The organism is Streptomyces roseirectus, assembly GCF_014489635.1.
GTDB lineage: Bacteria > Actinomycetota > Actinomycetes > Streptomycetales > Streptomycetaceae > Streptomyces > Streptomyces roseirectus.
The window spans coordinates 2,287,310-2,309,752 of sequence record NZ_CP060828.1; the positions used below are offsets into that span (position 1 = coordinate 2,287,310).

A 22,443-nucleotide genomic window follows, 5' to 3' on the forward strand; every position below is an offset into this window, starting at 1 on the left:
GGCTCCATGAACCAACCCCCACCCCAACTCTCCACCTCCTCCGCCACCTTCACGCAGCTGCTCTCGTCGACCCCGCGCGGCGCTCGCCTCGCCCGGCTGCTCAGCGTGAGCCAGCTGCGGTCCTGGGACGCCCCGCACTACCTCACGGAGCGTGCCGAGATCGTCGTCGCGGAGCTCGCCGCGAACGCCGTACTCCACGGGCGCCTGCCCGGTCGTAGCTTCCGGCTGACCCTCGTGTTCGAGGCCCCGGCCGGCCACCTCCGCATCGACATCACCGACGCACGCGGCGACAGAGACCTGCAGCCCCATCCGGCGACCGCCGCCTCCTCCGAGACAGCACTCCACACCAATGGACGCGGCCTCGCCCTCGTCGCCGCGATCGCCGACCACTGGGAGACGTTGCCTCACCCGCCCAGCGGCAAGACCGTGCGGGCCGAACTGAGCTGTCCAGCCTGAAAGGGCGCCCGCACAGCCACTTACGGGCGGGTACGTCGGCCGGTGAGCCGTCACACCCGAGGCCGCACTGCGAAGCCGCACCAAATCGGCCGAGTCGCCCCGGATCGCCCGTCCACCGGCTTTCGCGATCCGCCGACTCGCCATCCGCACGCCTCGTATGCTCCCCTCATGATCAAGCTGATGTACCGAGGCGGAGCGGCCAACCTGCAACTCCTGGCGGAAGAGATCCGGGAATCCCCAGAACTGGACCGGTATTGCACGATCGAAGTCACACACCGAGAGACACAGAGCAGTTCACTGCATCACGGGCAGTTGGCGGAAATTGCCATCTCCGTAGCGGCAGGAGTTGTCACCAACGGCCTGTACGACGCGATCCGGGATCTCATTGATCGAGCCCGTGACCGCGGCTCCGTGGAACCCATCGAGCCAATCGAAAACGAGAATGGCGAGTAGCTGAAGCAGAGAACAGGATTCCCGATGAACTCTCCGACCCTGCATAGTACGACCGGCGCTCAACTAAATCTAAGAAGCCAGCTCCTATTCCACGACAATATGCGCGACAATCCAAACGACCTAGTCACGTCACTCATGTCGTGGAACTTAGTCCATGCGCACGAGACGAGCCACTGGGCCCGATTCCACGGATCCACCATTGGCGTACTTCTCACGTTTCTCCGCGCTGCCCGTGACTCCCTGGCCGACTATTCAATCCGCAACCTCGACGGTAACGACCGAGCTACTTTCGAGACGCGCCGCAACGACGGCATTCCCCTCTTCGCCTGGAACCAGAGAGCAAGCGCCTACTCACTCGGAAGCGAAATAACCGACGACTGCCTCACATGGCTTTCCCTGCACCGCGCCTACTCAATCCTCCTGGGCTTCGAGCCTCTCAACTGGTCGAAAATAAACCGGGAAACAATGCAAGACTCACTGACCTTGGCTTTGCACACGACCTGGAGCCAATGGGCAGGACGAGGAATGTTGCCTATGGGGAGTGAAGACTACGCACACGTGCACAGTTTCGAACCCCTCCTTGGAGGCGACGAGCCGATCACTACACGGCTCCTCTTTGAGTGCGCAGGCCTATTGGACGAGGGGTATCTCTTCCGTGGTCCTTATCCGAAAATCATGGATCGAGGACTCCAGAGAATGTGGGAAATCAACCGGAGAGGAGAATACGGGGCACCTTACCGCCTCGCAGAAGCCATGGCAGGCCGAAGTCTCTCTCATTCTGAAGTACTGACCCTCATCGACTTCGCCTTGAACCCACCATTGCCTGGCCTGCACAACGGCGTGCGCACCATTGACTGGCGCGAGCTCTACCCGCCATACCGATTCCTCTTTGCCGCGGCAGAAATGGCAGAGGGGCAAAACTACAAGCATTCGGAGGCAGTCAGCACACGGCCCACGATCGGGCACGTCAGCGACTTCTTCAGCACGGTCACTCGAGAGACCGATGTCCGCATGGGGTCGATCGATTGCCAACTGACCGAGGACTCGGACCTGCGTGACATCGCGGACCCTAAACGCTCCCTTGCGCAAAGGATGATGGGTATCCCACTTCTCTCAGCCGACCGACTTCACAGAGAGCGACACGCGGATATCAGATCAATATCTCACTTCGGCTCCTTTTTGATCGACATTGACGGATATCGCCTGCTGGACCCAGAAGCTCCTGACTACCCATGGTGGTTCTTCCCGCCGCTGAAAGTAATCAACGATGGAGTATACGGATGGCCCGCCAAGCACCTTACTCTCGACGAAGCCACTGACCTGTTCATCGGCTGTGCCATCTCATCGGCATACGACGACGTCGTGCATGGGGTCGGCCCTCTTGGCCGCGATCACCTACCAGCGGCCCCATTCCGCGAGCCAGATGAAACCGCAGCACTGAACGACATGGCCCGATATCACCTGGGAGTGAATATCGGATGGACGTAAAGCGAGACGATCTCCGTCGGGTATCCCTCAGAACGCTTCGCCGAGGCCGGGAAGGCGTCGCCGCTATCAGGCGTTGTCATCGTGGATCCGCGCCCCCAGGTCCTCCGCCCACTCCAGCGCCCACGTCTTGAGTTCTTCGATCTGCCGAGAGGTGAGCCCGTACGCGGCATAGTCCTCGTCCTCGTACCAGTCCGCACCGGTCAGCCGGTCACAGAGGTCTTCAAGGCTGAACTCGTCGTGGGCACGGCGGCGGCCGAGAGATTCGAGGTCGGCTGTGGACCGGTGGCGGGAGGCAGCCTGGACGTCGATGAGGTCGCGGACGGTGCCGCGGTCGGCGAGGGCGCGGACCTTGGTGCCGATCACGTCGTCGAGAGAGAGGACCGGGCCGTAGGGGGTCTGGGCGGGTGGGGCCCAGAACGCCTCTTTGAGGACGTCGACCTCGCACTCCTCACCAGTGGCCGGGTCGGTGACGAGGAACCGTCCGCTGAGCGGGTCGGTCTGGACATGCGTGGTCCGCCATCCGCGCGCTACGAGGCCTGCTGTGAGGGAGGCGACGATCTCGTCCATCGGGGCGGGGTTCTCGGTGGCGACGTCGAGATCGCGGCTGAAGCGTTCGACCAGGCCGTGGGCCTGCACAGCGTATCCACCCGTGAGGACCAGAGGGTAAGGGGAGCCGAGGTCGAGGATGTCGGAGAGAAGACGCTCGTGGAGCGGGGTGAGCTTCACGCAGCGGTCGCGTCAGCCGGAGCGGTGCGAGGGAGCTCGGGGAAGGCGTCCTCCCAGACCTCGCGGATGTAGGGGCTGACCAGGCGACGCAGAACGGGCCACTGCTCGGTGAGCAGCCGGTGGTGAAGGAAGGTCACCAGGTCATCACGCAGGCCCTCGGCGAGAACGGTCCGGTAGAGCGTCATGCGGGACTTCGGGCGGTCCAGGCTGTAGCTCGTCCGCCCTGACCAGACGATGTGAAGCGGCAGGTCGACGGTGCCCTCGACGGGGCCGGCCAGCTCCTGCAGGCGCTCGGGCAGCCGACTGCGGTAGCGGTCCCGCAGCACCTCGGCGCGGGGGGCAGTGGTCGTCGCGTCCATGCATCCAGTATGGCCCCTAGAGGCGACGGCATGGGAGCAAGTCCTGAACGAGGACGCCTGGGCGGCTTCCGCGCGCTCCTCACCGAGCGGCGCGGCGCTCCCATGTCCGACGAGCTCCGGGAAGAGGCCCGACGCCAGCTACTCGGGCGCAGTACGGCTGACGGCCGGGTGACGCGCCATCACCGCGTTCGCACCCACCCCTCCAGCCCCTCCAGGTGCCGCGGCAGTCGGCTTCCCTGCCAAGCCAGCACCAGCCGCTCCCGCGCCCGGGTGATCATCACGTAGTACGCCATGCGCAGGGTCGCAGACGTGGGGTCGTCGGCGGAGTCGGACTCCGCGTCGGCGATGACGACGGTGTCGAAGTCAAGGCCCTTGGCACTGGCTCGATGGACGAGTACGACACCCGGGCGGGCAAGGTCGAGGTCGCGATAGCGGCCGGAGGAAGCGGCCGAGCTGTAGAGCTGGGGCTCATGGGCGAGTCCGGCCCGTTCGAGACGCCGCATCAGATCGGCGGCGGTGGGCAGGCGGTTGACGATCACGCCGATGCGCTGCCGCGGCTGTCGGCCGGCCATGGTCGCGATGTCGTCGGCGAGGTCCTTGACGGCGGCATAGTGGCGGACCACGGGCAGTGCCCCGCTGCGGAGGGGGATTGCGGGGCGGGAACCGCCCGTGCGGAAGTGTTCCGCTAGGGAGACGATCTCGCGGGTGTTCCGGTGGTTCCCGGTGATCTCGACCCGCGCCGTGGAACGGCCGAGGGCGTCGGTGATCTCGGCCAGGGTGGAGTTCGTCTCGGTGAGGCGCTGGCACTCGTCGGCGAAGACCGTGACGGAGGCAGCGGCAAGGCGTACCAGGCGGTAGAAGCCCTGCGGCAGGTCCTGGCCCTCGTCGATGACGAGATGAGGGGTCGCCCCATCGTCCTCGCCGAGGGTGGCGGCAGCTCGACGGGTGAGTTCCGTCCAGTCGAACCAGCCGTCCTCGGCGCGGGGTGCGTCGTGGCCGAAGTGGCGATGGATCCAGGTGTGTCCGGTGGCGGCATCGACGGGCGCGCCGGGGACGGTGAGGCCCTGGAGGGTTCCGCGCAGGAGCTGGCGCAACAGGTTGGAGCGCGAGATCAGGAAGGTGGGGCGGCCCGTGAGCGAGAGGTGGACGGCGCGGTGCGCGGCGAGCAGGCTCTTGCCGCTGCCGGGCTGGCCGCTGACGACGTGGTTGCCGGTCAGCGGCAGTGAGTCCAGGCAGTCGCGCTGGGCGGAGGTGAGGTCCGGGTGCAGGACAGGGGTGTTCGCGGTGGTCATGGGTGTCATCCCTGGACGATGGCGGCGGCGGACTCGCGGCTCGCGGTAAGGATGTCGGTGAAGTAGCCGGGTACGCGGGCGGAGCCGACGACCAGGGCGCGGTCGAGCAGGGTGTTGCCGGTCTGGCAGCTGGTCTCCGGCAGCAGCGTGCAGGCATGGCAGGCAGCCCGGTTGAGGTTGCCAAAGCCCTGGCCGGTGTGCTCGGCACACAGCGGGTCGGCGGAACACCAGGCGGCCGCCTCCACCATGCGGATGAGCGTCTCGGCGAAGAGCGGTGCCTCGCCCTGCCGGACCAGGCCGCCGAGGGTGCCTTCCGCGTCACCGGCGGCCGTGTAGATCAGCAGTCCGTGCTGGCCGTACTCGGGGCGGCCGTAGACGCGTTCGCGCAGACTGGCGGTGGTGTAGCCGGAGTCGAAGGACAGCTGGCGGATGAGCAGATGCGCGACGGTGTGCAGGAGCAGGAAGCGGGGCGAGAGTTCGCTGCCGGTCGTCTCGGCGAGCTGTTCGTCGCGGAACGACGCGTCGAGGTCCGTACGGACACCCAGAACGTGGGCCTGCACGCGCGGGTCGTTCTCCCAGGCGCTGAGGCGCTGTTCGTCGAGGGTAAGGACGATGCCCTCGCCGTAGACCTCGGTCGCGGGGAGCCAGCGCAGACGGCCGGTGGTGTCGGCGGGGACGAGGGTGCCGCCCGGGGAGTGTCGGCGGAAGCCGGTCAGGGCACGGACCTCACGCAGGCGGTCGGCCAGGACGATGCCGCCGATGTGGGCGTCGAGGGTGGCCCAGGGTTCCTCCTTCTCGCCGTCGAGGCCGAGTTCGCCATGGCGGATGGCGAACTCTGGTGTTGCTTCGGGGAGTTGCACGGCGTCGAAGGCATACCACTCGTCGCGGCTCAGGTCGACCTTCCCGGACTTTCCGAACTCCTGCCGGTCGGGGAACGGCTGCGCGGGGGCACCTGTGGCTTCCGCGACGAGCTGGTCGATGAGACTGTCCGGGGCCTCGGTGTCTTCCTTGATCATGTCGCGGAGGTTGTCGGCCCTGGGCTTGCCGAGCGCTTTGAGCATGAGCGGCCAGTAGTCGTGGCCGAGGACGGCTTCGGCCAGGTTCCGCTCCGCGCGCGGGGCTTCGGCGGTCTGGGGGATGTCGAGGGCCGAGTAGACGACCGGGTAGTACACGTTTCCGGCGGTGCGCTGCACGTTGTGCACCTGGTGGCCGCAGGAAACCCTCGCATCCCAGTGCTGCCAGGGGTTGCGGCCCGAGCAGCGTCCGGTCTGGGGACCGAGGACGTCGAGCAGGTCGCGCTCGGCGCCGCAGGGCTTGCCGCCCTCCCTGATCGCGTCGCAGCGCACCGAGAGCGCTTCGAGTCCGGAGGCACGGTCGGCGACGCGGAAGCTGAGCCGACGCGCCTTCCAGGCGTCCTTCGACTCGGAGCAGGAGTCCCGCAGTTCGGGCGCGAGCTTGGAGTGGGCCCAGTACCACCAGTCGACGTCGTCGAGGTGTCCGTCCGGGCAGATACGGACGAACCGCATCGGGGTGAGCCGGGGTGCCGCGGCGCAGGACGTGCAGACGGGCGGCTCGCCCGGCTTCTCGTGCTCGCGCAGAAAGCGGACCATGGCCCGGCAGGAGCCGCAGAACAGCCAGCCGGGGAAGCGCACATAGGGGACGCCGGGACGATCGGTCTTGTCGTAGCGGTCGTTGAGGGTGTGGGGCGCGGCGTAGAAGCCCCTGACGCCGAGGCGGGTGGCGAGGCGTTCGGAGGGAACTGGAGTCTTGAGGTCCGGCCACCGCTCGATTCCGGCGGCGACGAACGACTCGCCCTGGACGTCGAGTACCGCGCCCACGCCGAACGGCAGCACGGTCTGCGCCTGACGGACCCGGAGTTTGCGCTTCACTATCCTGCTCCCGTCACGGTGATCTGGCACTCGCGGTCCACGCTGCGCATCGAGTTGAGGGTCTCCCACAGGCCGTAGCGCTGCTCGAACACCTTGAGCAGGTTGTGCTGGCCCTTGCCCTGGCTGCGGTAGTAGAGGTCCTTGCCCTCGGCTGCGGCGGTGCCGGCCTGCCGGTACCAGTCGTCCAGGAGGTAGCCGAGTTCGGCCCGTACATCGGCGCGTACGGTGTCGGCTCCCGCGGCTCCGTACTCGGCGGTCGCGGCACGCTCGGCCAGGGTGTCGGCGATCCGCCCCGCCTCCTCCTTGTGGTCGGTGATGCGTCCGGCCCGGTTCTCGGCGGCCAGGCCGAGCCGGTGGCGGACCAGGATGACCAGCGCGGCGTGCAGGGCGCGGCGGCGGGCGGGCAGCGACCAGGGAGTGACGCTGGCGGGTTCGACGTAGCGGTAGAGCGCCCGGTGGTAGTCCATGAAGGTCTCGTAGTGGGACCGGTCGCGCGGGCGTGTGGCGTTGAAGTAGGTGACGACGAGTCCGGGCACCCGGTGACGGCCGACGCGGCTGGTGGCCTGGATGTACTCGGCGGTGGTCTTGGGCTGACCCTGCATGAGCATGTACGCGAGCCGCTTCACGTCGACGCCGACGGAGAGCATGTTGGTGCACGGCAGGAACGACACCGACTGGGGGTCCGTCCAGGGCTGTTCGAGGCGGTCGAGGAGGATGGGCTGCTCGGCGCGCGGCAGGTTGCTGGTCAGCTCCTGTACGTCGCCGTCGCCGAGCGCGCGTACGCCGACGCCCTCGTCAAGTCCCCGGAGCTGGGCGGGGATGTCGTCACCGGCCGCGGTGACGGTACGGCCGAGCTCGCGCAGGCTGTGGTGGTAGGCGACCAGGGTCCAGTAGGCGTCGCGGTGTTCCTCGGGGAGCTGGTGAACGCCCTGGAGCATGGCCGCGGTGGTGGCGACGGCGCCGCGGCCCGCGGTGTGGCCCTGTGCCATGACACCGAGGTAGAGACGGCCGGGGCTGCCGGTGTCGGGGACGGCGAAGAAGCTGTCGCGGGCGTCGAGTCCGGACGGCGGAAAGAGCTGGACGTCCTGGTGGTGCAGGGCGCGGACCTGTTCGGCGGAACGCCGGATGGTGGCCGTGGCGGCGACGATCTTGGGCGGGCGGCCGTCGGGGTCGGTGCAGAGCTCCAGGACGGCCGCCTCGTAGAGGCCGACCGTGGTGCCGAGCGGTCCGGTGAGCAGGTGCAGCTCGTCCTGGATGATCAGGGACGGGGGCCGGTGGCCGGTGCCCGCGCCGAAGAGGCGGCCGGAGTCGGGCTCCCAGGCGAGGCGGGCGAACTTGTCGACGGTGCCGAGGACGAACGTGGGCGGATCCTCGTAGAGGTGCTGGTCGACGACGGCGACGGGCAGGACGTCGTGGAAGGCGCACTCGTCGCGGGTGCAGTGGAAGGCAAACTCGTCGGCCTCGGCGCGGACTCCGTAGTCGGAGCGGACGCTGGACCAGGTGGGTGGCAGGATGCGGGTGCCACACCATGGGCAGCGATCGAGGATGAAGACGTCCTCGGGGTGGCTGGCCGCGCGCTGCTCGTCGAAGGCGACTTTGGCCGCCTCGAACTTGTTCGGGGTGGTGGTGTCACCGACCCACAGGCCGATGGTGATGGGTTCACCACCGAGGCCGAGTCCGGGTTCGGTGCGGCGGAGGTGCTCCAGGGCGCAGATCGTGGTGGCGGCGCGCTGGAACTGCTGGGTGGTGAGCAGGCTGAGCGTGTAGCGGCTGATCACGGTGGTCCCGCCGCCCTCGCCGCGGATCCGACGCAGGGCGATGGTGAAGGCCGCCAAGAGCAGATAGGCCTCGGTCTTGCCACCACCGGTGGGGAACCAGATCAGGTCGGTGGTGTCGCGATCCTGGTGGCCGGGATCGGCGACGCCGTCGAGGGCGAGGAGGAAGAAGGCGAGCTGGAAGGGGCGCCAGGTGGCTCCGAGGTCGACGGGCGGGTCGAGGGCCACGGCATTGGAGCGGAGCCGTCTCTGCCCGGCATGGTCGGGGGCGGAGTGCCGCATCTGCAGCAGCATGGCGCGCTGGGCGATGCGGAAGGCGTCGAGGAGTTCGGGGCGGTCGGGGTCGCACAAGGTGCGCACGCCGGACTCGATGCGGGTGACGGCCTGGCGGACGCGAGCGAGGATCCGCTCGGCTGCCTCCCGTCCCCAATCCGGTACCTCGACCGAGCGCTGGCCCACGTACCAGGCGTGGTAGCTGGCGGCGAACTCGGCTAGCTCGTCCCGGAGTTGGTCCCTTCCGACGGCTGGGTCGGCCAGGTGGGAGATCGTGAGCGCGGGGGCGTCGAGCGGGCCGCCGGCCCGGACGGTGGGTACTTCGGCCCGGGGCAGAGCTTCACAGGTGAGGAGTTCGACACCACCATGTGCGCCGTGGTCCTCGCGGACGGCGCAGCCGTGACCGACCGCGTGGGTGACGACATGCCGGTACTGGAGGCGCAGTTCGCGTTCCTCGGGATCGCGGCTGGCGAGCCGCACACTGGGATACGGCAGCACGGCGCCGTCGGCGGGGCGGACGCTGAGCCGGCACTGGAACAGCATGTCGTCCCAGTCCGGCGCCTTGTCGTCGGCACCATCGTGATGCTTCTCGTTGACCAGGGCCACGGTGAGGAGGGTGCCCGCGCCGTAGGAGCGGCGGGTCAGCCGGACCTTGGCGCGGCCTTCGAAGACGGGCACCTCCTCCCGGTCGGGGCCGATCGTGTGGGCCTCGGGCGGGAGGGGGATGCGCTGCCAGCGTCGTCCGCGCCCGGGCTCGTTGCGCTGCGTCTCGTAGCGGGCGGCGGCACAGCTGACCTCGACGTTCACGGCATCGGTGTAGAAGCTGATACCGAGGGACGCGGGCAGCCAGCTGTTGGTCTCGGGCACGGGATCGGTGGCCAGGTCCACGTCGGGGGCGTCCTGCTCGGCACCGGGCGCCTCGGGGTCGTCGGCGGCGAGATCGAGCAGGCGTCGGCGGTCGGCCTGTTGCGGGTAGAGCGTGCCCATCAGGTACTGCCGGTCCGGCGGCGCGTCGAGCACCTCGCCGTCACCGCCGACGGGGCCGACGAGCTGGCGGGTGAGGTAGTCGACCAGCTCTTGGCGCGGATCCATGTGCGTTCCTTCGGATGAGAGCGGAGAGCGGAACGGAGGCGGCGGTGTACGCCCGGGTTCAGGCGGGTAGGGGCACCAGGCCGTGGCGGGCCGCGTGACCGTAGAACTTCGCCCTGGCCTTGGATTCGATCTGGCGGATGCGCTCACGGGTGACTTTGAAGACGGCGCCGATCTCCTCCAACGTGTCCGGGTCGTCACCGTCGAGTCCGGTGCGCCGGACGAGCACATGCCGCTCGCGCTCGGAGAGTTCCTCCAGGACGATGCGCAGCCGTCCCAGCAACTCCTTGTGGATCAACACGGCGTCAGGGCTGGGCAGTCGGCTCGGCCCAATGATCAGGTCACCGAGCGCGGCATCATCGCTGATGATCCGGTCCAGGGAGTCGGTGGGACGGCTGATTCTGCGCACCTCTTCTACTTCTGCAAAGGTCAAGCCGGTGACGTAGGCCACGTTGTCGATCGTCCTGGGACGGCCTTCGCCCAGAAGCTTGCGCTCGGCCACGGCGACCTTGCTCACCTTTTCGTGCATGTGTACGGGTATCCGAATGAGGGTGCCCTCGTCGGCGAGGGCCCGTGTGATGGCCTGCCTGATCCACCAAGTCGCGTAGGTCGACAGCTTGTAGCCCTTGTCGATGTCGAATTTGCGGATGGCGCGCATCAGGCCAATGGTTCCGTGCTGGACGAGATCATCGACGTCCAGTCCCCGCCCCTGGTATCCCAGCGCGATCTTCCACACGAGCCGCTGGTTGTGTCGGACAAGGCCCTCGTAGGCCCGCCACTGCTCGCCGTCACGGGGCAGCTCTGCGATCTCCTCCGCCGGAACATCGCGACTGAGACCGTCCGTCCCGCCCCGCAGGAGAACCGCGAGGCCGACCTCCTCATCCGCCTTGAGTACCACCTTGGCCGGGTTCCGGCACCACCGGTCCTCTTCCAGCACGACCCGGGCCGCACGGACGGCCTCGGCCAGCCTCTCGTCCATGACGGAAACGGCGGATCGAACGCGCTTCTTGCCGGTCGACGCTTTCGTGGGTACACGCGCCGCACCCGAGGACGGAGCCTTTGGGCGAATCCCACCGCCCTGCGCTGCTCGGGCGGACATACCCGGCGGGCCTGGACGGGTGATCGGAAAGCCGGCGGACAACTCGCGCCCCTCGGCGGGGTTCAGCCCGTGGAGCCGTACGACACCGTCGTATGCGAGCTTGCTGACGGTGCCGTCGGCGTCGGTATAGCGGGCCAGCATCCGCCGGGCCTGGGCCAAGCGTCGGGCCGCTTCGCTGGGGACGGACACTGGATCAGGGACGGTCTTCCGCTGCTGTCCCGGCGGCGGCACGGGCCGAGCGGTTTGCGCGTCCGGCACAGCGACCAGTGCCCCGACGGAGGTCCGATCCGGTTTCCGGCGCAACGGTTTCACATGAAGACCGACAGCGGCGAGCCCATCGCGCAGCCTTCGCTGTTGTTCGCCGCTTGTGAACCCGAGCCGGTCCGCCTCGACGACGAAGGCCCGATGGCTCACGAAGCCCGAACGAGACGCAGAACGTCTCAACCTCTCAATGACCGAAGGCAACTCCGCCTCGATCGTGCGCCGTCTGGCCTCGGCCGTCGGCTCCCCACCCATAGTGCCCCCCACTTGAGCGTTCGAGCACCCGGACTTCCAGCGAAGGGTCGGCCGAGCACAGCCAGCACTCTAGGTCCTGCGCGTTTACAACGTCAACACACTCCGCTGATCTGTTTACACTTTTCACGGGTCACTTGACGACGTCAACAGGTAGGGTGGGGGAATTGGCGCCGGCTTCACGACTCCCGGAAGGTCACCCGTGCCCCGACCCGAACTCCTCCCCGGCACTCCCGAGTTCCGCATCAAGCTCCCCAAGGGCGGTGAGGCGCGCGGGCATCTGCTGGCCGAGTTCGGCGGCAACGGCACGCACAAGTTCCTGCTGCGGGAGGGTTCCCTGGTGGCCGCCGAGGCCTGGCCCGGGCTCGGCGACCACGCCCGCCGCAACCGCGCGGATCTGCGCGCGAGCGGCGGCCTCGTCGACGCGACGGCCGACCCCGGCCTGCCGAAGGACCAGCAACGGTGGAGGGCGGCCCGGGACATCGAGTGCAACTCCTCCTCGGCCGCCGCCGCGCTCGTGTACGGCTACGACGCCTCCGGCCCGGAGTCCTGGCGCACCGAGGAGGGCCATCCGCTCGCCGACTATCTCTCCACCGGCTGGCGTGCCCCGCGCAAGGCATGGCTGGTGCGCGGCTCCAACGTCTCCGGGCACAACCTGGTGCGGCAGTTGTGGCTCCAGGAGGGACTCGTCTCGCTCGCGGGCGCGCATCTGCCGCCCATCGAGGAGACCGACCCGACCAAGAGCGCGCTGCGCCGCTTCGTCGAGGACGGATACGAGGGGGCGGCCTCGTACCACCAGAAGCGGGGCCTGGTCGACGAGTTGCACGCCTTTCTGACTCAGATGCGCGTCGGCGACGTCGTGGCCACCATCAGCGACGGTCTCCTGCACATCGGGCACGTCACCGGGGAGGCCGTACAGACCGCGTCGCCGGACGGGCTGTCCAATCTGCGGCGGACGGCCGCCTGGCGGTCAACCAGCCACCCGTACGAGGAACTGCCGGAGGAGCTGCAACAGAAGCTGTCCGTCCAGCATGACGTTGTCGATCTGACCGCTGTCCTGGACGCGCTGGACGAACTCATGGGGCTGACGGACCACACGGCCCCCGTGGCGAGCGGGGAACTGACCTTGCCGGACATCACCGACGCCCTCGCCGCCGAACTCCTCGTCCACGACCGTGCGTGGCTGGAGGAGATGCGGGAACTGCTCATCGACGACCGACAGTTGGTTCTGTACGGCCCGCCCGGCACCGGCAAGACGTACCTGGCGATGAAACTGGCCGAGTTCCTCGGCGGCGGTCCGGAGCAGGTCAAGATCGTGCAGTTCCATCCCTCGTACGCCTATGAGGACTTCTTCGAGGGGTTCCGGCCCGTGGAGGATCCCGAGACGCGGGAGGTGGCCTTCCGGCTGACGGCCGGCCCGCTTCGGGAGCTCGCCGATCTCGCCTCCCGCGACGGCAACCGGCACATCCCGCACTTTCTGATCATCGATGAGATCAACCGCGCCAATCTGGCGAAGGTCTTCGGCGAGCTGTACTTCCTCCTGGAGTACCGGACGAAGTCGGTCCGACTCACCTACTCCGGGGACGACTTCGCGCTGCCGCCCAACCTCTTCGTGATCGGCACGATGAACACCGCAGACCGGTCGATCGCCCTTGTGGACGCGGCGATGCGGCGTCGCTTCGCGTTCGTGGAGCTGTCCCCACGTACCGAACCGACCGCCGGGCTGCTCGCCCGCTGGCTGAAGCGCGAGGGCAAGGACCTGGAGCCCGCCCGCCTGCTGGACGCCCTCAACGCCCGTGTCGACGAAGCCGACTTCGCCATCGGACCGTCGTACCTGATGAAGCCGGGCGTGTACCGCAACGGCGGCCTCGAACGGACGTGGCGCACAAAGATCCTGCCGCTGTTGGAGGAGTACCACTACGGCGAGGGCCTCGACGTCGCCGCCCGCTACGGTCTCGACGCCCTGCGCGAGCAGCGCCCGTGACACTGCCCATGCCTGAGGTGTCGCTGCGCGAGTACGGGCCCGCCGTCTCCGTCGCGCTGGACACCGAGGCCGGGCGGGCCCTGGCCGCCTCCGGGATCCTGCAGAGCGCGACCCCCGATCCAGGCCGTGACGGGCACTGGCTGCTGCGCGCGGGCAGCCGCGTCGGCGCCGTGCGCACGGCCGGCGGTCAGGTCGTACGGATCGTGCCCAAGACCCCGGTGAGCCGGCTGTTCTTCCTCCTCGGGTTCAGCCTCGACCCGGCCCGCGCCTGGCGCGACAGCGGCGAGGGCACCGTGGACACCGGTGCCTACGACGATGTCGTGCCCGCCCTCGCCCATGCCGTTGAGCGGCAGATCGACGGGGCCCTGCGCCAGGGTGTCCTCCAGGGCTACCGGGAGGTCGAGGAGACCGCGCTGGTCGTGCGCGGAAGGCTGCGTGAGGCCGAGCAGATCCGGCGGCACTTCGGCCGTACGCCGCCCGTGGAGATCGCCTACGACGCGTACACCGCCGACACCGCCGAGAACCGCATCCTGCGCGCCGCGACCGAGCGGCTGCTGCGGCTGCCAGGTGTTCCTGGTGACGTCCGGCGGCGCCTAGCCCATCAACGGGTACGACTGGCCGGCGCACTGCCGTTGATACGGGGTCAGGATCTGCCGCGTTGGCAGCCGTCGCGTCTCAACTCCCGCTACCAGCCCGCGCTTCGGCTCGCGGAAGCCGTCCTGCGAGGCACCTCGCCGGAGCACCGGCCTGCCGGGGCCGCCCCGCTCGCCGTGGATGGCTTCCTGCTCGACATGAACAAGCTGTTCGAGGACTTCGTGACCGTCGGCCTGCGCGAGGCGCTCAGGGAGCATGGTCTGACCGCGCGCCTCCAGGACCCCCATCACCTCGATGTCGCGGGTCGGGTGGGCATGCGCCCCGACTTGGTCGTCCGCACCGGTGACGGCCGTACCCCGCTCGCCGTCGTCGACGCCAAGTACAAGGTTGAGAAGGCCGACGGGCTTCTCAACGCCGACCTGTACCAGGCACTCGCCTACGCCACAGTGCTCGGTCTGCGCGAGGCCCACCTGGTGTACGCGGCCGGACGGCAGCCCTTGCGCCGCCACGAAGTGTGCGGAACGGCCGTGCGAATTTATCAGCACAGCCTCGATCTCTCCCGCGAACCAGAACAACTCCTCACGGCTTTCCGGGAGATCGCCGGACGTCTGGCGTCCGGAAGAAGGGAAGGTATCTGATGCCTCGGCTCGCTTTCGCCCAGAGTTTCTGGGACGGCTACGACGCTTTGGAGAAGCCGGTCCGGGCCGGAGTACGCAAGGCCATGGCGAAGTTCCAGGCCATGAGCGCGGCCGAACTCAACGCGGACAAGGGGCTGCACCTGGAGTCCGTCCACAACGCCCGTGACCCGCGGATGCGGACGATCCGCATCACCGACTTCTGGCGAGGTGTCGTCCTCGCGCCCGACGACGGCAGTGACATGTTCCTCCTGGTCAATGTCCTGCCGCACGACGACGCCTACACCTGGGCGGCGAAGCGCCTGTACAGCGCGAACTCCGCGACGCGCGCCCTGGAAGTGCGCAACGCCGTCGCTCTGGACGAGCTGACACCGCTGTACGAGACGGCCGCGCGCACGGCTCCCCGGCTGCTGTTCGCGGACGTCTCCGACGACACGCTGCGCGATCTCGGCATCGACGACCAAGTCCTGCGCGCCGCACGATCGTTGGTGGACAAGGCCCAACTGGAAGCTTTCGCAACGCTGTTGCCGGAGGACCAGCTGGAGGTGCTCCAGTACCTCGCCGAAGGCTTCAGCCCGGAAGAGGTCTACCGGGACGTCGTGGCCGTACGCCGCCCCGCCGACGCGCCCGCCGAACCGGTCGAGGACCTGGCCACGGTGATCACCAACACGTCGGCCCGCATCCGACTGGTCACCGGACCGCGGGAGTTGGAGGAGATGCTGGCGAAGCCGTTCGCGGCCTGGCGGGTCTTCCTGCATCCCTCCCAGCGGCGCGTCGCCTACCGCACGTCGTACGGCGGTCCCGTCCAGGTCACCGGAGGCCCTGGCACGGGCAAGACGGTGGCCGCGCTGCACCGGGTCAAGCATCTGCTCGGCCGCTCCGACGACGGCCGCATCCTGCTCACCACGTACACGAACGCGCTCGCCGCCGGACTGCGTGAGATGCTCGGTCTGCTCCTCGACGAGGACGAGAAGCTGCTGGCACGCGTTGATGTGACGACGGTCGACGCCTGCGCCAACGGCGTCGTGCGCGCCCGCTCGGCGACCGCGCCGAAGCCGATCGGGGACCGAGAGCAACGGCAGTTGTGGGAGAAGGTGGTCAAGCAGCTGGATCTGCCGTTCACCGCCCGGTTCCTGGCCCAGGAGTACCGGCACGTCGTCCTCGGCCAGAACCTCCGCGATGTCGACGCTTACCTCGGCGCGAGCCGCCGCGGCCGCGGCACCGGTCTCGGTGCCGCGCGTCGCCGGGAGGTGTGGAGGGGTGTGGAGCGGTTCGAGCAGTTCCTGCGCGACCGCGGCGAGACCACGCACCTGGGGATCTGCGCCCGTGCGGCGGAACTCCTCTCCGACGGCGCCGGGCCGGTTCCGTACGCCCATGTCGTCGTGGACGAGGCACAGGACCTGCACCCCGCGCAGTGGCGGGTGCTGCGTGCCGCCGTCTCCCCCGGCGCCGACGATCTGTTCATCACCGGTGACCCGCATCAGCGGATCTACGACTCCCGGGTGTCGCTGGGCTCGTTGGGCATCGCCTCGGTCGGCCGCAGCTTCCGGTTGCGCGTCAACTACCGCTCCACGGAAGAGATCCTGGCCTGGTCGGCCCGCCTCCTCGCGCCCGTCACCGTCGACGCGCTCGAAGGTGAGGGGACGGACTCGCTGGCCGGGTACCGCTCGCTCCTGCACGGCGGCCGCCCTCGGGTTCGGGGGTACGCCACCCGGCAGGAGGAGACGGAGGCACTGGTGGAGCGGGTCCGAACCCTGGTCGCAGAGGGTTTCGCGCCGCACGAGATCGGTGTGTGCGCGCGCTTCAACCTGGCCCTGGACACGGCCGAGGAGAAGCTGAAGGCCGCAAAGATTCCGGTGCTACGGGTCAAAGGGCAGGTCACGCAAGGGTCCGAGGGTGTGCGGCTGGCGACGATGCACGCGATGAAGGGACTGGAGTTCCGGGCGGTGTCGGTGCTCGGTGTCGCCGAGGGCACCGTCCCGTTCGCCCGTGAGATCACCCCGCGTGAGGCGGACCCACTCCAACATGAGGCCGACCTGCTCCGTGAGCGCTGTCTGCTCTTCGTCGCCTGCACACGCGCTCGCGAAACCCTGACGGTGACGTGGAGCGGGACCGCGAGCCCCTTTCTCCCGCCCGTCGACTGACCGGCGAACCGGCTTATTCCTCGGGTGCCAGGGCGCCCGTGGCCAGACCGTCACGGGCGACCTCGGCGAGTTGTCGGCTCAGCTCGTCGGCCTTGCGCATCCCCTCCTCGAACGCGGACAGGGCACGGAAGGCGGAGCCGTACCGACGCTGCTCGTCGATGCCCATACGGGGAATGCGTGAGCCCTTGCCGTCGAAGCGGTAGGTCCCGCTCGCGCTCGTGGACCTGCGGGCGTTGGCCGAGCTGCGCAGGAACCCTTGCAGATAGTCCGTGTCGAGCTGCTCGCTGGCCGAGACGGGCTCCGGGCCCTCGTACGCCACGAGCCCGGCGCGGGCAAGATCCGCGACGCTGGTGGTGGCACCGTCCAGCGAGCCCGGTCCGCCGCCCGTCGTGAGTTCGGGCAGAAGGGCGGCGAGTTGACGGATCTGGTCCTCCAACTCCTTGCGCAGGGCGACGTATTCAGCGGGGTAGTCGCGGTGCCGGGAACGGAGATGGCTCCCGGGCGTCAGGTCGACCGTGTCGTCGAGGAGTTCGATCAGCGGCACGTCGGCAACCTGGTCGGGGCGTGGTTCCAGATCCCCGTCGGGCGGGTTCTCCGTCAGGTCGACCATGCTCACGGTGTGGTGTGTGTCCACCCTTTCGGTGTTCTCGGGACGCTGGAGACACCACAGGTGCACAGGCAGGGCATGCGAGGTCGCCGTTCCCGGCGGCAGGGCGATCACTTGGCGCACGATGCCCCGGCGGACGAGTTCCGACCGGATGCGGCGGCCGGCCTTGCGGTAGGCGACCGAGGCCGGCATGACCATGAGGACGTGGCCGCCGGGTGCGGTATGGGCGTAGGCGTGCTGGAGCCAGGCCAGCTCCCCCTCGGCTTTGGACGGGGTGCCGAGGTCCCAGCGGGAGTCGAGCAGCAGCTCCTCCCGCCCCCACTCGGTCACACCGGCCGGGGGGTCACAGACGACCAGATCCGCCTTGAGGTCCGGCCATACGTCCGCACGCAGTGAATCGCCTGCCACGATGCGCACGCCGGAACGGCCCAAGAGGTCGGCGCGGAGCTGTGCGAAGCGAGCGCTGTCCTCATCCACCTCCTGGCCGTAGCAACGCGTCCCGGCGTCGGAGGCTACAGACAGGAGGAGCACCCCGATTCCGCAGGCGGGATCGAAGACTGTGGCGCCGACCGGCAGTTCAGGGGCGAAGCGGCGGACGGCACGCACCACGCGCTCAGGGGTCACCTGGTCGGACCCGGCCCGCCGAGCGGAGTCCATGAACCGGTCGGTAAGTCCGTTCACAAGGGTGACGGACGATCCGGTTCGGACGAGCACCCGCACCCGGGTGGCTACGTCGTCCGGCAGCCGCGGTCCTGTCTGTCCGGCCAGGACCGCGGCGACCTGCGCCAGGCCCGAGACCATCTGCTCCCCGTACGCGGCCCGCATGGCCTGCCACAACTCGACCTCGGGTGACACCTCCTGACCCTTGCGCTGTCGGTCCAGCCATTCCTGGACCTCGGTGAGCGCGTAGAGCGGACTGTTCGCGGCGCCTCCGGCCGGCGCGGGGAAGTCGTCGTAGCGCCGGCGCCAGTTGGAAACGGCTGCCCGGGTGACTCCGGCCAGCCGGGCGATCTCGGCGCCGGTGACCAATGGGCCGACCGATGGAGCGGCGTTGTCCGTCATACCTCCAGCGTACACGGACCGACACCCGCATTCCAGAGTATGGTACGTTGACGATGTACACACGCATATGCTTCTCTACTGTGTGTACTCGATTCCCTCCTGGCACACGGAGCCGCGCCATGCCCTCGCACACCGAAGTACGCACCGTTTACCGGCTGTCTGGCGTCGCCCCCACCACCGAAGCCATGCTGGACGCCCTTGACGTCGAACTTCTGGACAGCCTCGGTGCAGATCCACATTTACCGGAGGCACTCGGGGTCCCGGCTGTGTACGTCACCTGTGGGATGGAACGCGCCGAGGCCCCGTGGTGCGAGCCCATGTCACGCACCACGGGCATCACGGTCAACGAGAGCGTCCGCCGCACCGCCGCCGTACTGCTGCTCGCAGTCGATGACGTGGTGTACGCCATCGGCTGTGACCAGGGGTACCGGTTGATCCCCGAACATCTCAAGGACAAGCGTTTCGGTCTCTCGTTCGCCATCCGGCAGATGGACCCGAACTTGATCCGCGGAGCCGTGTCGAGATCTCTCGGGCAAGCACGCACGGACATCTCCCTGGTTCCGGGCGGCGCCTCGGTCCCGTTGCTGGGTATTCGCGACCACTCGCGCATCGTGCGCAGCCTGGGCGGATACCTCGACAACCTGCCGCTCACCCGGTCGCGGTACAGCCTCGGCAAGGCCGTGAGCGCCCAGGGCGGTTGCGGGCTGCGGATCGCCCTCGGGATCGAACCCGAGGCCCTGCTCTCCGACCTGCGGACCATCGCCAGGATCTGCCGCGAGGACATCCCGCACCCGGAGTTGGAGTTCGTCGACCACATCGTCCCGGTGAGCGACCCGATGACCCTCGACATCCTCCACAAAACCCTGGACGACCGTCTCGGCCGGCCCGACGAGGGAAGCTTCTCCGTCGGTGTCCCCTCCGAACATCACACGGCATACGCGGAGGCCACCAGGTACATGACCCAGATCAACAGCGACAACGGAGCCCTGCTCTCGGACGAATTCGACCTCGGATACGTGCTCACCCGGGCCCGGCTCGCACCGTCCGGTAGGCGCCTCAAGGCACTACGCGAAGGAACGGTGACCCTGGCCAGGGTCCGCCGGAGGGGGATCGTCGACACACTCGCCGTCACCAGCGCACTGACCTGGCTGGAGACAGGTGTGTCCCTCGGCCCCAGACGGTTCTTCTTGATGGACGGCGAGTGGTATGAAGCCGGGGCCGCCTATGTCGAAGAGTGCCGGGCCACGCTGCGGGCGCTGTTCCCTCCTTCGCCTTCCGTCTCCCTCCCCTCCTGGGAGGACGGCGAGTCGGAGAACACGTACAACAACAGAGTGGCTGACGAGTACAACAGCGAGGTGGCTGACGGTCAGCCCCGTTGGCTCTGCCTCGACACCAAGAACGTCGCCAACCCTCTCCACCCCAGGGACCAGGTCGAGATCTGCGACCTGCTCACGCCCGACGGCACCCTGATCCTCGTCAAGCGGGCAGGTGGTTCCAGTCCGCTGAGCCACCTGTTCAGCCAGGCCAGGGTCGCGGTGGAACTGCTCCAGGAGTCCGCCCGGGTCCGCAGCGAGTTCACCGCCAAGGTGGCCCGGCTGAGTCGCGGCGCACGCCTGCTTGCTGACGACTACACGCCCAAGCGAATCGTCCTTGCGATGCTCCTCAAGAACCGCACGAGCCTGACCCCGGACTCCATCTTCGGCTTCTCCCAGATCACCATTGCGCAGACCGCGAAGGCACTGGCGGCACGAGGGGTGACTGTCGAGGTCATCGGCATCCCTGATGGCAGTACCGACGCACTTTCACAGCCTCGGTGCGAGATGGAGACGAGTGCAGCGGGATGACGGTCACCGTCGTCTGTTGCCGGCTGCCGTGGAGTACCGCACTTCGACTGCTTGCGTCCTTTCACAGTGCTACCCGTGCTCTTCCGGGACATCTGAAGGCTCTGCGAAAAGGTACTGCCTCCCCCTCCTGACCTGCACGTATGCGAGCCAGGAGGGGATTCGGCCTCGTCTGGCGGAACCTCAGTACACAGGTGGGGTCGGAGAGGACGGCGAAGTCTGACGGCAGGATCCGCCTCGCGCCTCGACGAGCGCGTGGAGCGCCTCCCTGGCCACCGCGTCACTCTGGTGCAGGAACGGGTCATTGGTACGCGGCCGGGGGAAGTCGCCCGGACTGGTGACGAAGCGTCTGGGGTGCGGAGAGCCATCGGGTCCCAGCGGGCGGGCTCCGAGCGTGTCGATGAGGCCAGTGGGCTGCCGTCGGCCAGTGGTGGGGTCGGTCCGCACCTGTTCCCTGATCTCACGCTCACCGACGAGGTGGAGGAGCAGGGGATCGGCCACGCGTGTGAGGGCGCGTCCCGGCAAGCGGGCCTCGATCAGGGCCCGGGCCTGTACGACCCGATCCAGGCTGCTGGTGCGCGCTTCGAACACACCACCTCTGCAGGTCACTTTCATGTTCGCGCCGACAAAGTCGACGACGCCCGCACGGGCGAGAGCCAGGAGCTGTTCGAGACGTGGCCCCGGCGGGCCGCTGGTACGGAACCGGCAGAAGTCGAAGAAGGCCGTCATGCTGTGGCTTCCGTTGCCGGGCTCGACCTCTCCCCGCTGAACCACGGCCCACAGCGCCTGCGAGATCGAGAAGATGGCGTGGTAGACGGCCAGATGGGCGCTGTACCGGGGGTTCCGCCCCCTCTCGAGGTCGTCGGCGAGGTAGTGCAGCATCCACGCGCGCAGGGCGGCAGCATCGGAGAAACGGCGGTTCGCCAGCGGTCTGTCCAGCCCGTCGACGTCGATGTGGTCACGGCTGTCAGGCACGGCTTGCTCGATCAGGTCCTTGAACTCGACGCTCTGCCACTGCGCGGCATCCAGCCGGTCGAGGAACTCCCCGGCGTCGACTCCGAGACGGTGGGGATGGGAGTGCGCCAGTTCCCGGTAACCGGCCACAGTCAGCTCCCGTGCAAGGGCGGGCCACAGGTCGGAGACGAAATCCAGGGAGTGGTCGGCGAAGTCGGCGGGCGAGAAGTAGCGGGGCACCCGGGGTAGGGGCCCCGGCAAGACGTACGCGAACTTGGAGCGGTACGGCACACCTCGGCGGGAACCCACGTACAGCGTGGGTTCCCGGCCCGACGGTACGTAGCGCAACTCGCCCGACGGCTCACGGCGGAAGCGTCCGCCGCGTCCCTCGGTAAGGAGCACCATGATGTCGATGAAGGTCAGCCCGAATCCGCGCATCAGTACGGGCTCGCCCGCGGGGAAGGCGTCCAGAGAGATGTCGGAGGTGTACGCGGTCGGCTGGTAGCTGAGCTGATGGGCCGCCGCGTGCTGGGCGAGCCGGGTTTCCGGACCGTGCGGTTTCACCTGGAAGTGGCCCTGCGCCAGGATCACCAGGTCCACGTCCACGGTCTCGCCGTCGTCGAGTCGGACACGCTGGCGGCCGTCAGGCAGGTCGTCCAGGGACAGCACGGACGCCTGGTGACTCCGGACATGGACGCGGGGCGCCATCGCAGCGACGCTCCGCCAGAAGAACCACGCGAGGTAGTCACCCGTGAGCTTCCGCGTGGCGAACCAGCCGGCATGGACTCGCACGGCCTCCTCCCGCGTCCCCGGGGCGGGCTGGTAGCCCTGCGGCAGGTGAAGGCGTCCTGCGGCGAGATCCCGCGCCCACTGTTCCAGCGTGGGGCCTTCCACGACTGGGCCTTGACAGGTGACCGTGTCATCGGTGAAGAGCGTGCACTCGTCGGCCCGGGTGTTCGACCAGAGCAGCGATGACTGATCCCGGCGCCATATCCGTCCGGCACCGACTGGATACGGATCGATGACGTGGATGTCCAGGCGCTCGTCGGGGACGAGGAGATGCGTGTTCGCGGCGATGCGTTCGAGTACGGACGTCCCTCGTGGTCCGCAGCCGATGACCGCGATGCTCGGGTTCTCCGCCCGGTACGGGGCCGTGCCGCTTTCGTCGGCGCCGTTGGCGCGGTGGTTCTTCTCGTTCATCGGCCCTCCC

15 protein-coding genes are annotated in these 22,443 nt (G+C 68.4%); 7 read left to right on the plus strand and 8 right to left on the minus strand.

What is annotated here, in order from left to right; translation table 11 throughout:
• The first annotated feature begins 6 nt into the window (after positions 1 to 6).
• From IAG44_RS09310 to IAG44_RS09320, 3 genes are all read left to right on the plus strand, one after another.
• On the plus strand, positions 7 to 456 hold the full coding sequence (locus tag IAG44_RS09310) for an ATP-binding protein (RefSeq protein WP_187746658.1): 450 nt from the start codon (positions 7 to 9) through the stop codon (positions 454 to 456).
• A gap of 168 nt (positions 457 to 624) precedes the next feature.
• Complete coding sequence (locus IAG44_RS09315) at positions 625 to 909, plus strand: hypothetical protein (RefSeq protein ID WP_187746659.1); 285 nt, start codon at positions 625 to 627, stop codon at positions 907 to 909.
• A gap of 24 nt (positions 910 to 933) precedes the next feature.
• Positions 934 to 2,397, plus strand: a complete 1,464-nt coding sequence (locus IAG44_RS09320; RefSeq protein WP_187746660.1) for a hypothetical protein — start codon at positions 934 to 936, stop codon at positions 2,395 to 2,397.
• 66 nt (positions 2,398 to 2,463) lie between these two features.
• Here IAG44_RS09320 and IAG44_RS09325 read toward each other — a convergent pair whose 3' ends face one another.
• From IAG44_RS09325 to IAG44_RS09350, 6 genes are all read right to left on the minus strand, one after another.
• Positions 2,464 to 3,123, minus strand: coding sequence for a nucleotidyl transferase AbiEii/AbiGii toxin family protein (locus tag IAG44_RS09325; RefSeq protein WP_187746661.1), 660 nt, complete (start codon positions 3,121 to 3,123; stop codon positions 2,464 to 2,466).
• Positions 3,120 to 3,482 carry a hypothetical protein gene (locus IAG44_RS09330; RefSeq protein WP_187746662.1) on the minus strand — a complete coding sequence of 121 codons (363 nt, stop codon included), beginning with the start codon at positions 3,480 to 3,482 and terminating at the stop codon, positions 3,120 to 3,122. The genes IAG44_RS09325 and IAG44_RS09330 overlap by 4 nt, the downstream gene beginning before the upstream one ends.
• A 179-nt stretch (positions 3,483 to 3,661) precedes the next feature.
• Positions 3,662 to 4,774, minus strand: a complete 1,113-nt coding sequence (locus tag IAG44_RS09335) for a DEAD/DEAH box helicase (protein ID WP_187746663.1) — start codon at positions 4,772 to 4,774, stop codon at positions 3,662 to 3,664.
• A gap of 5 nt (positions 4,775 to 4,779) precedes the next feature.
• Entirely contained in the window at positions 4,780 to 6,663 is a 1,884-nt protein-coding gene (drmB, locus tag IAG44_RS09340) for a DUF1998 domain-containing protein (RefSeq protein ID WP_187746664.1), read from the minus strand.
• Positions 6,663 to 9,803, minus strand: coding sequence for a helicase-related protein (locus IAG44_RS09345; protein ID WP_187746665.1), 3,141 nt, complete (start codon positions 9,801 to 9,803; stop codon positions 6,663 to 6,665). The genes drmB and IAG44_RS09345 overlap by 1 nt, the downstream gene beginning before the upstream one ends.
• Positions 9,804 to 9,861: 58 nt before the next feature.
• The gene (locus IAG44_RS09350; RefSeq protein ID WP_246561599.1) at positions 9,862 to 11,313 is read right to left on the minus strand and encodes a sigma-70 family RNA polymerase sigma factor; all 1,452 of its coding nucleotides are present in this window, start codon (positions 11,311 to 11,313) and stop codon (positions 9,862 to 9,864) included.
• 301 nt (positions 11,314 to 11,614) lie between these two features.
• Between IAG44_RS09350 and IAG44_RS09355 the strand changes: the two genes are divergently transcribed.
• From IAG44_RS09355 to IAG44_RS09365, 3 genes are read left to right on the plus strand one after another with little or no spacing between them, the layout of a single operon-like run.
• Positions 11,615 to 13,396 (plus strand): AAA family ATPase, encoded by a 1,782-nt coding sequence (locus IAG44_RS09355; protein WP_187746667.1) that lies wholly within the window; start codon positions 11,615 to 11,617, stop codon positions 13,394 to 13,396.
• An 8-nt stretch (positions 13,397 to 13,404) separates the two neighbouring features.
• Positions 13,405 to 14,628, plus strand: coding sequence for an McrC family protein (locus IAG44_RS09360; protein ID WP_187746668.1), 1,224 nt, complete (start codon positions 13,405 to 13,407; stop codon positions 14,626 to 14,628).
• On the plus strand, positions 14,628 to 16,769 hold the full coding sequence (locus IAG44_RS09365; protein WP_187746669.1) for a UvrD-helicase domain-containing protein: 2,142 nt from the start codon (positions 14,628 to 14,630) through the stop codon (positions 16,767 to 16,769). The genes IAG44_RS09360 and IAG44_RS09365 overlap by 1 nt, the downstream gene beginning before the upstream one ends.
• Before the next feature lie 13 nt (positions 16,770 to 16,782).
• Here the strand turns inward: IAG44_RS09365 and IAG44_RS09370 are convergent, their stop codons facing one another.
• On the minus strand, positions 16,783 to 18,438 hold the full coding sequence (locus tag IAG44_RS09370; protein WP_187746670.1) for an N-6 DNA methylase: 1,656 nt from the start codon (positions 18,436 to 18,438) through the stop codon (positions 16,783 to 16,785).
• 119 nt (positions 18,439 to 18,557) lie between these two features.
• Here IAG44_RS09370 and IAG44_RS09375 point away from each other — a divergent pair, with 119 nt between their 5' ends.
• Complete coding sequence (locus tag IAG44_RS09375; protein WP_187746671.1) at positions 18,558 to 20,282, plus strand: TIGR04141 family sporadically distributed protein; 1,725 nt, start codon at positions 18,558 to 18,560, stop codon at positions 20,280 to 20,282.
• Positions 20,283 to 20,462: 180 nt separating this feature from the next.
• Here IAG44_RS09375 and IAG44_RS09380 read toward each other — a convergent pair whose 3' ends face one another.
• Positions 20,463 to 22,433, minus strand: coding sequence for an FAD/NAD(P)-binding protein (locus IAG44_RS09380; protein WP_187746672.1), 1,971 nt, complete (start codon positions 22,431 to 22,433; stop codon positions 20,463 to 20,465).
• Positions 22,434 to 22,443: the final 10 nt, after the last annotated feature.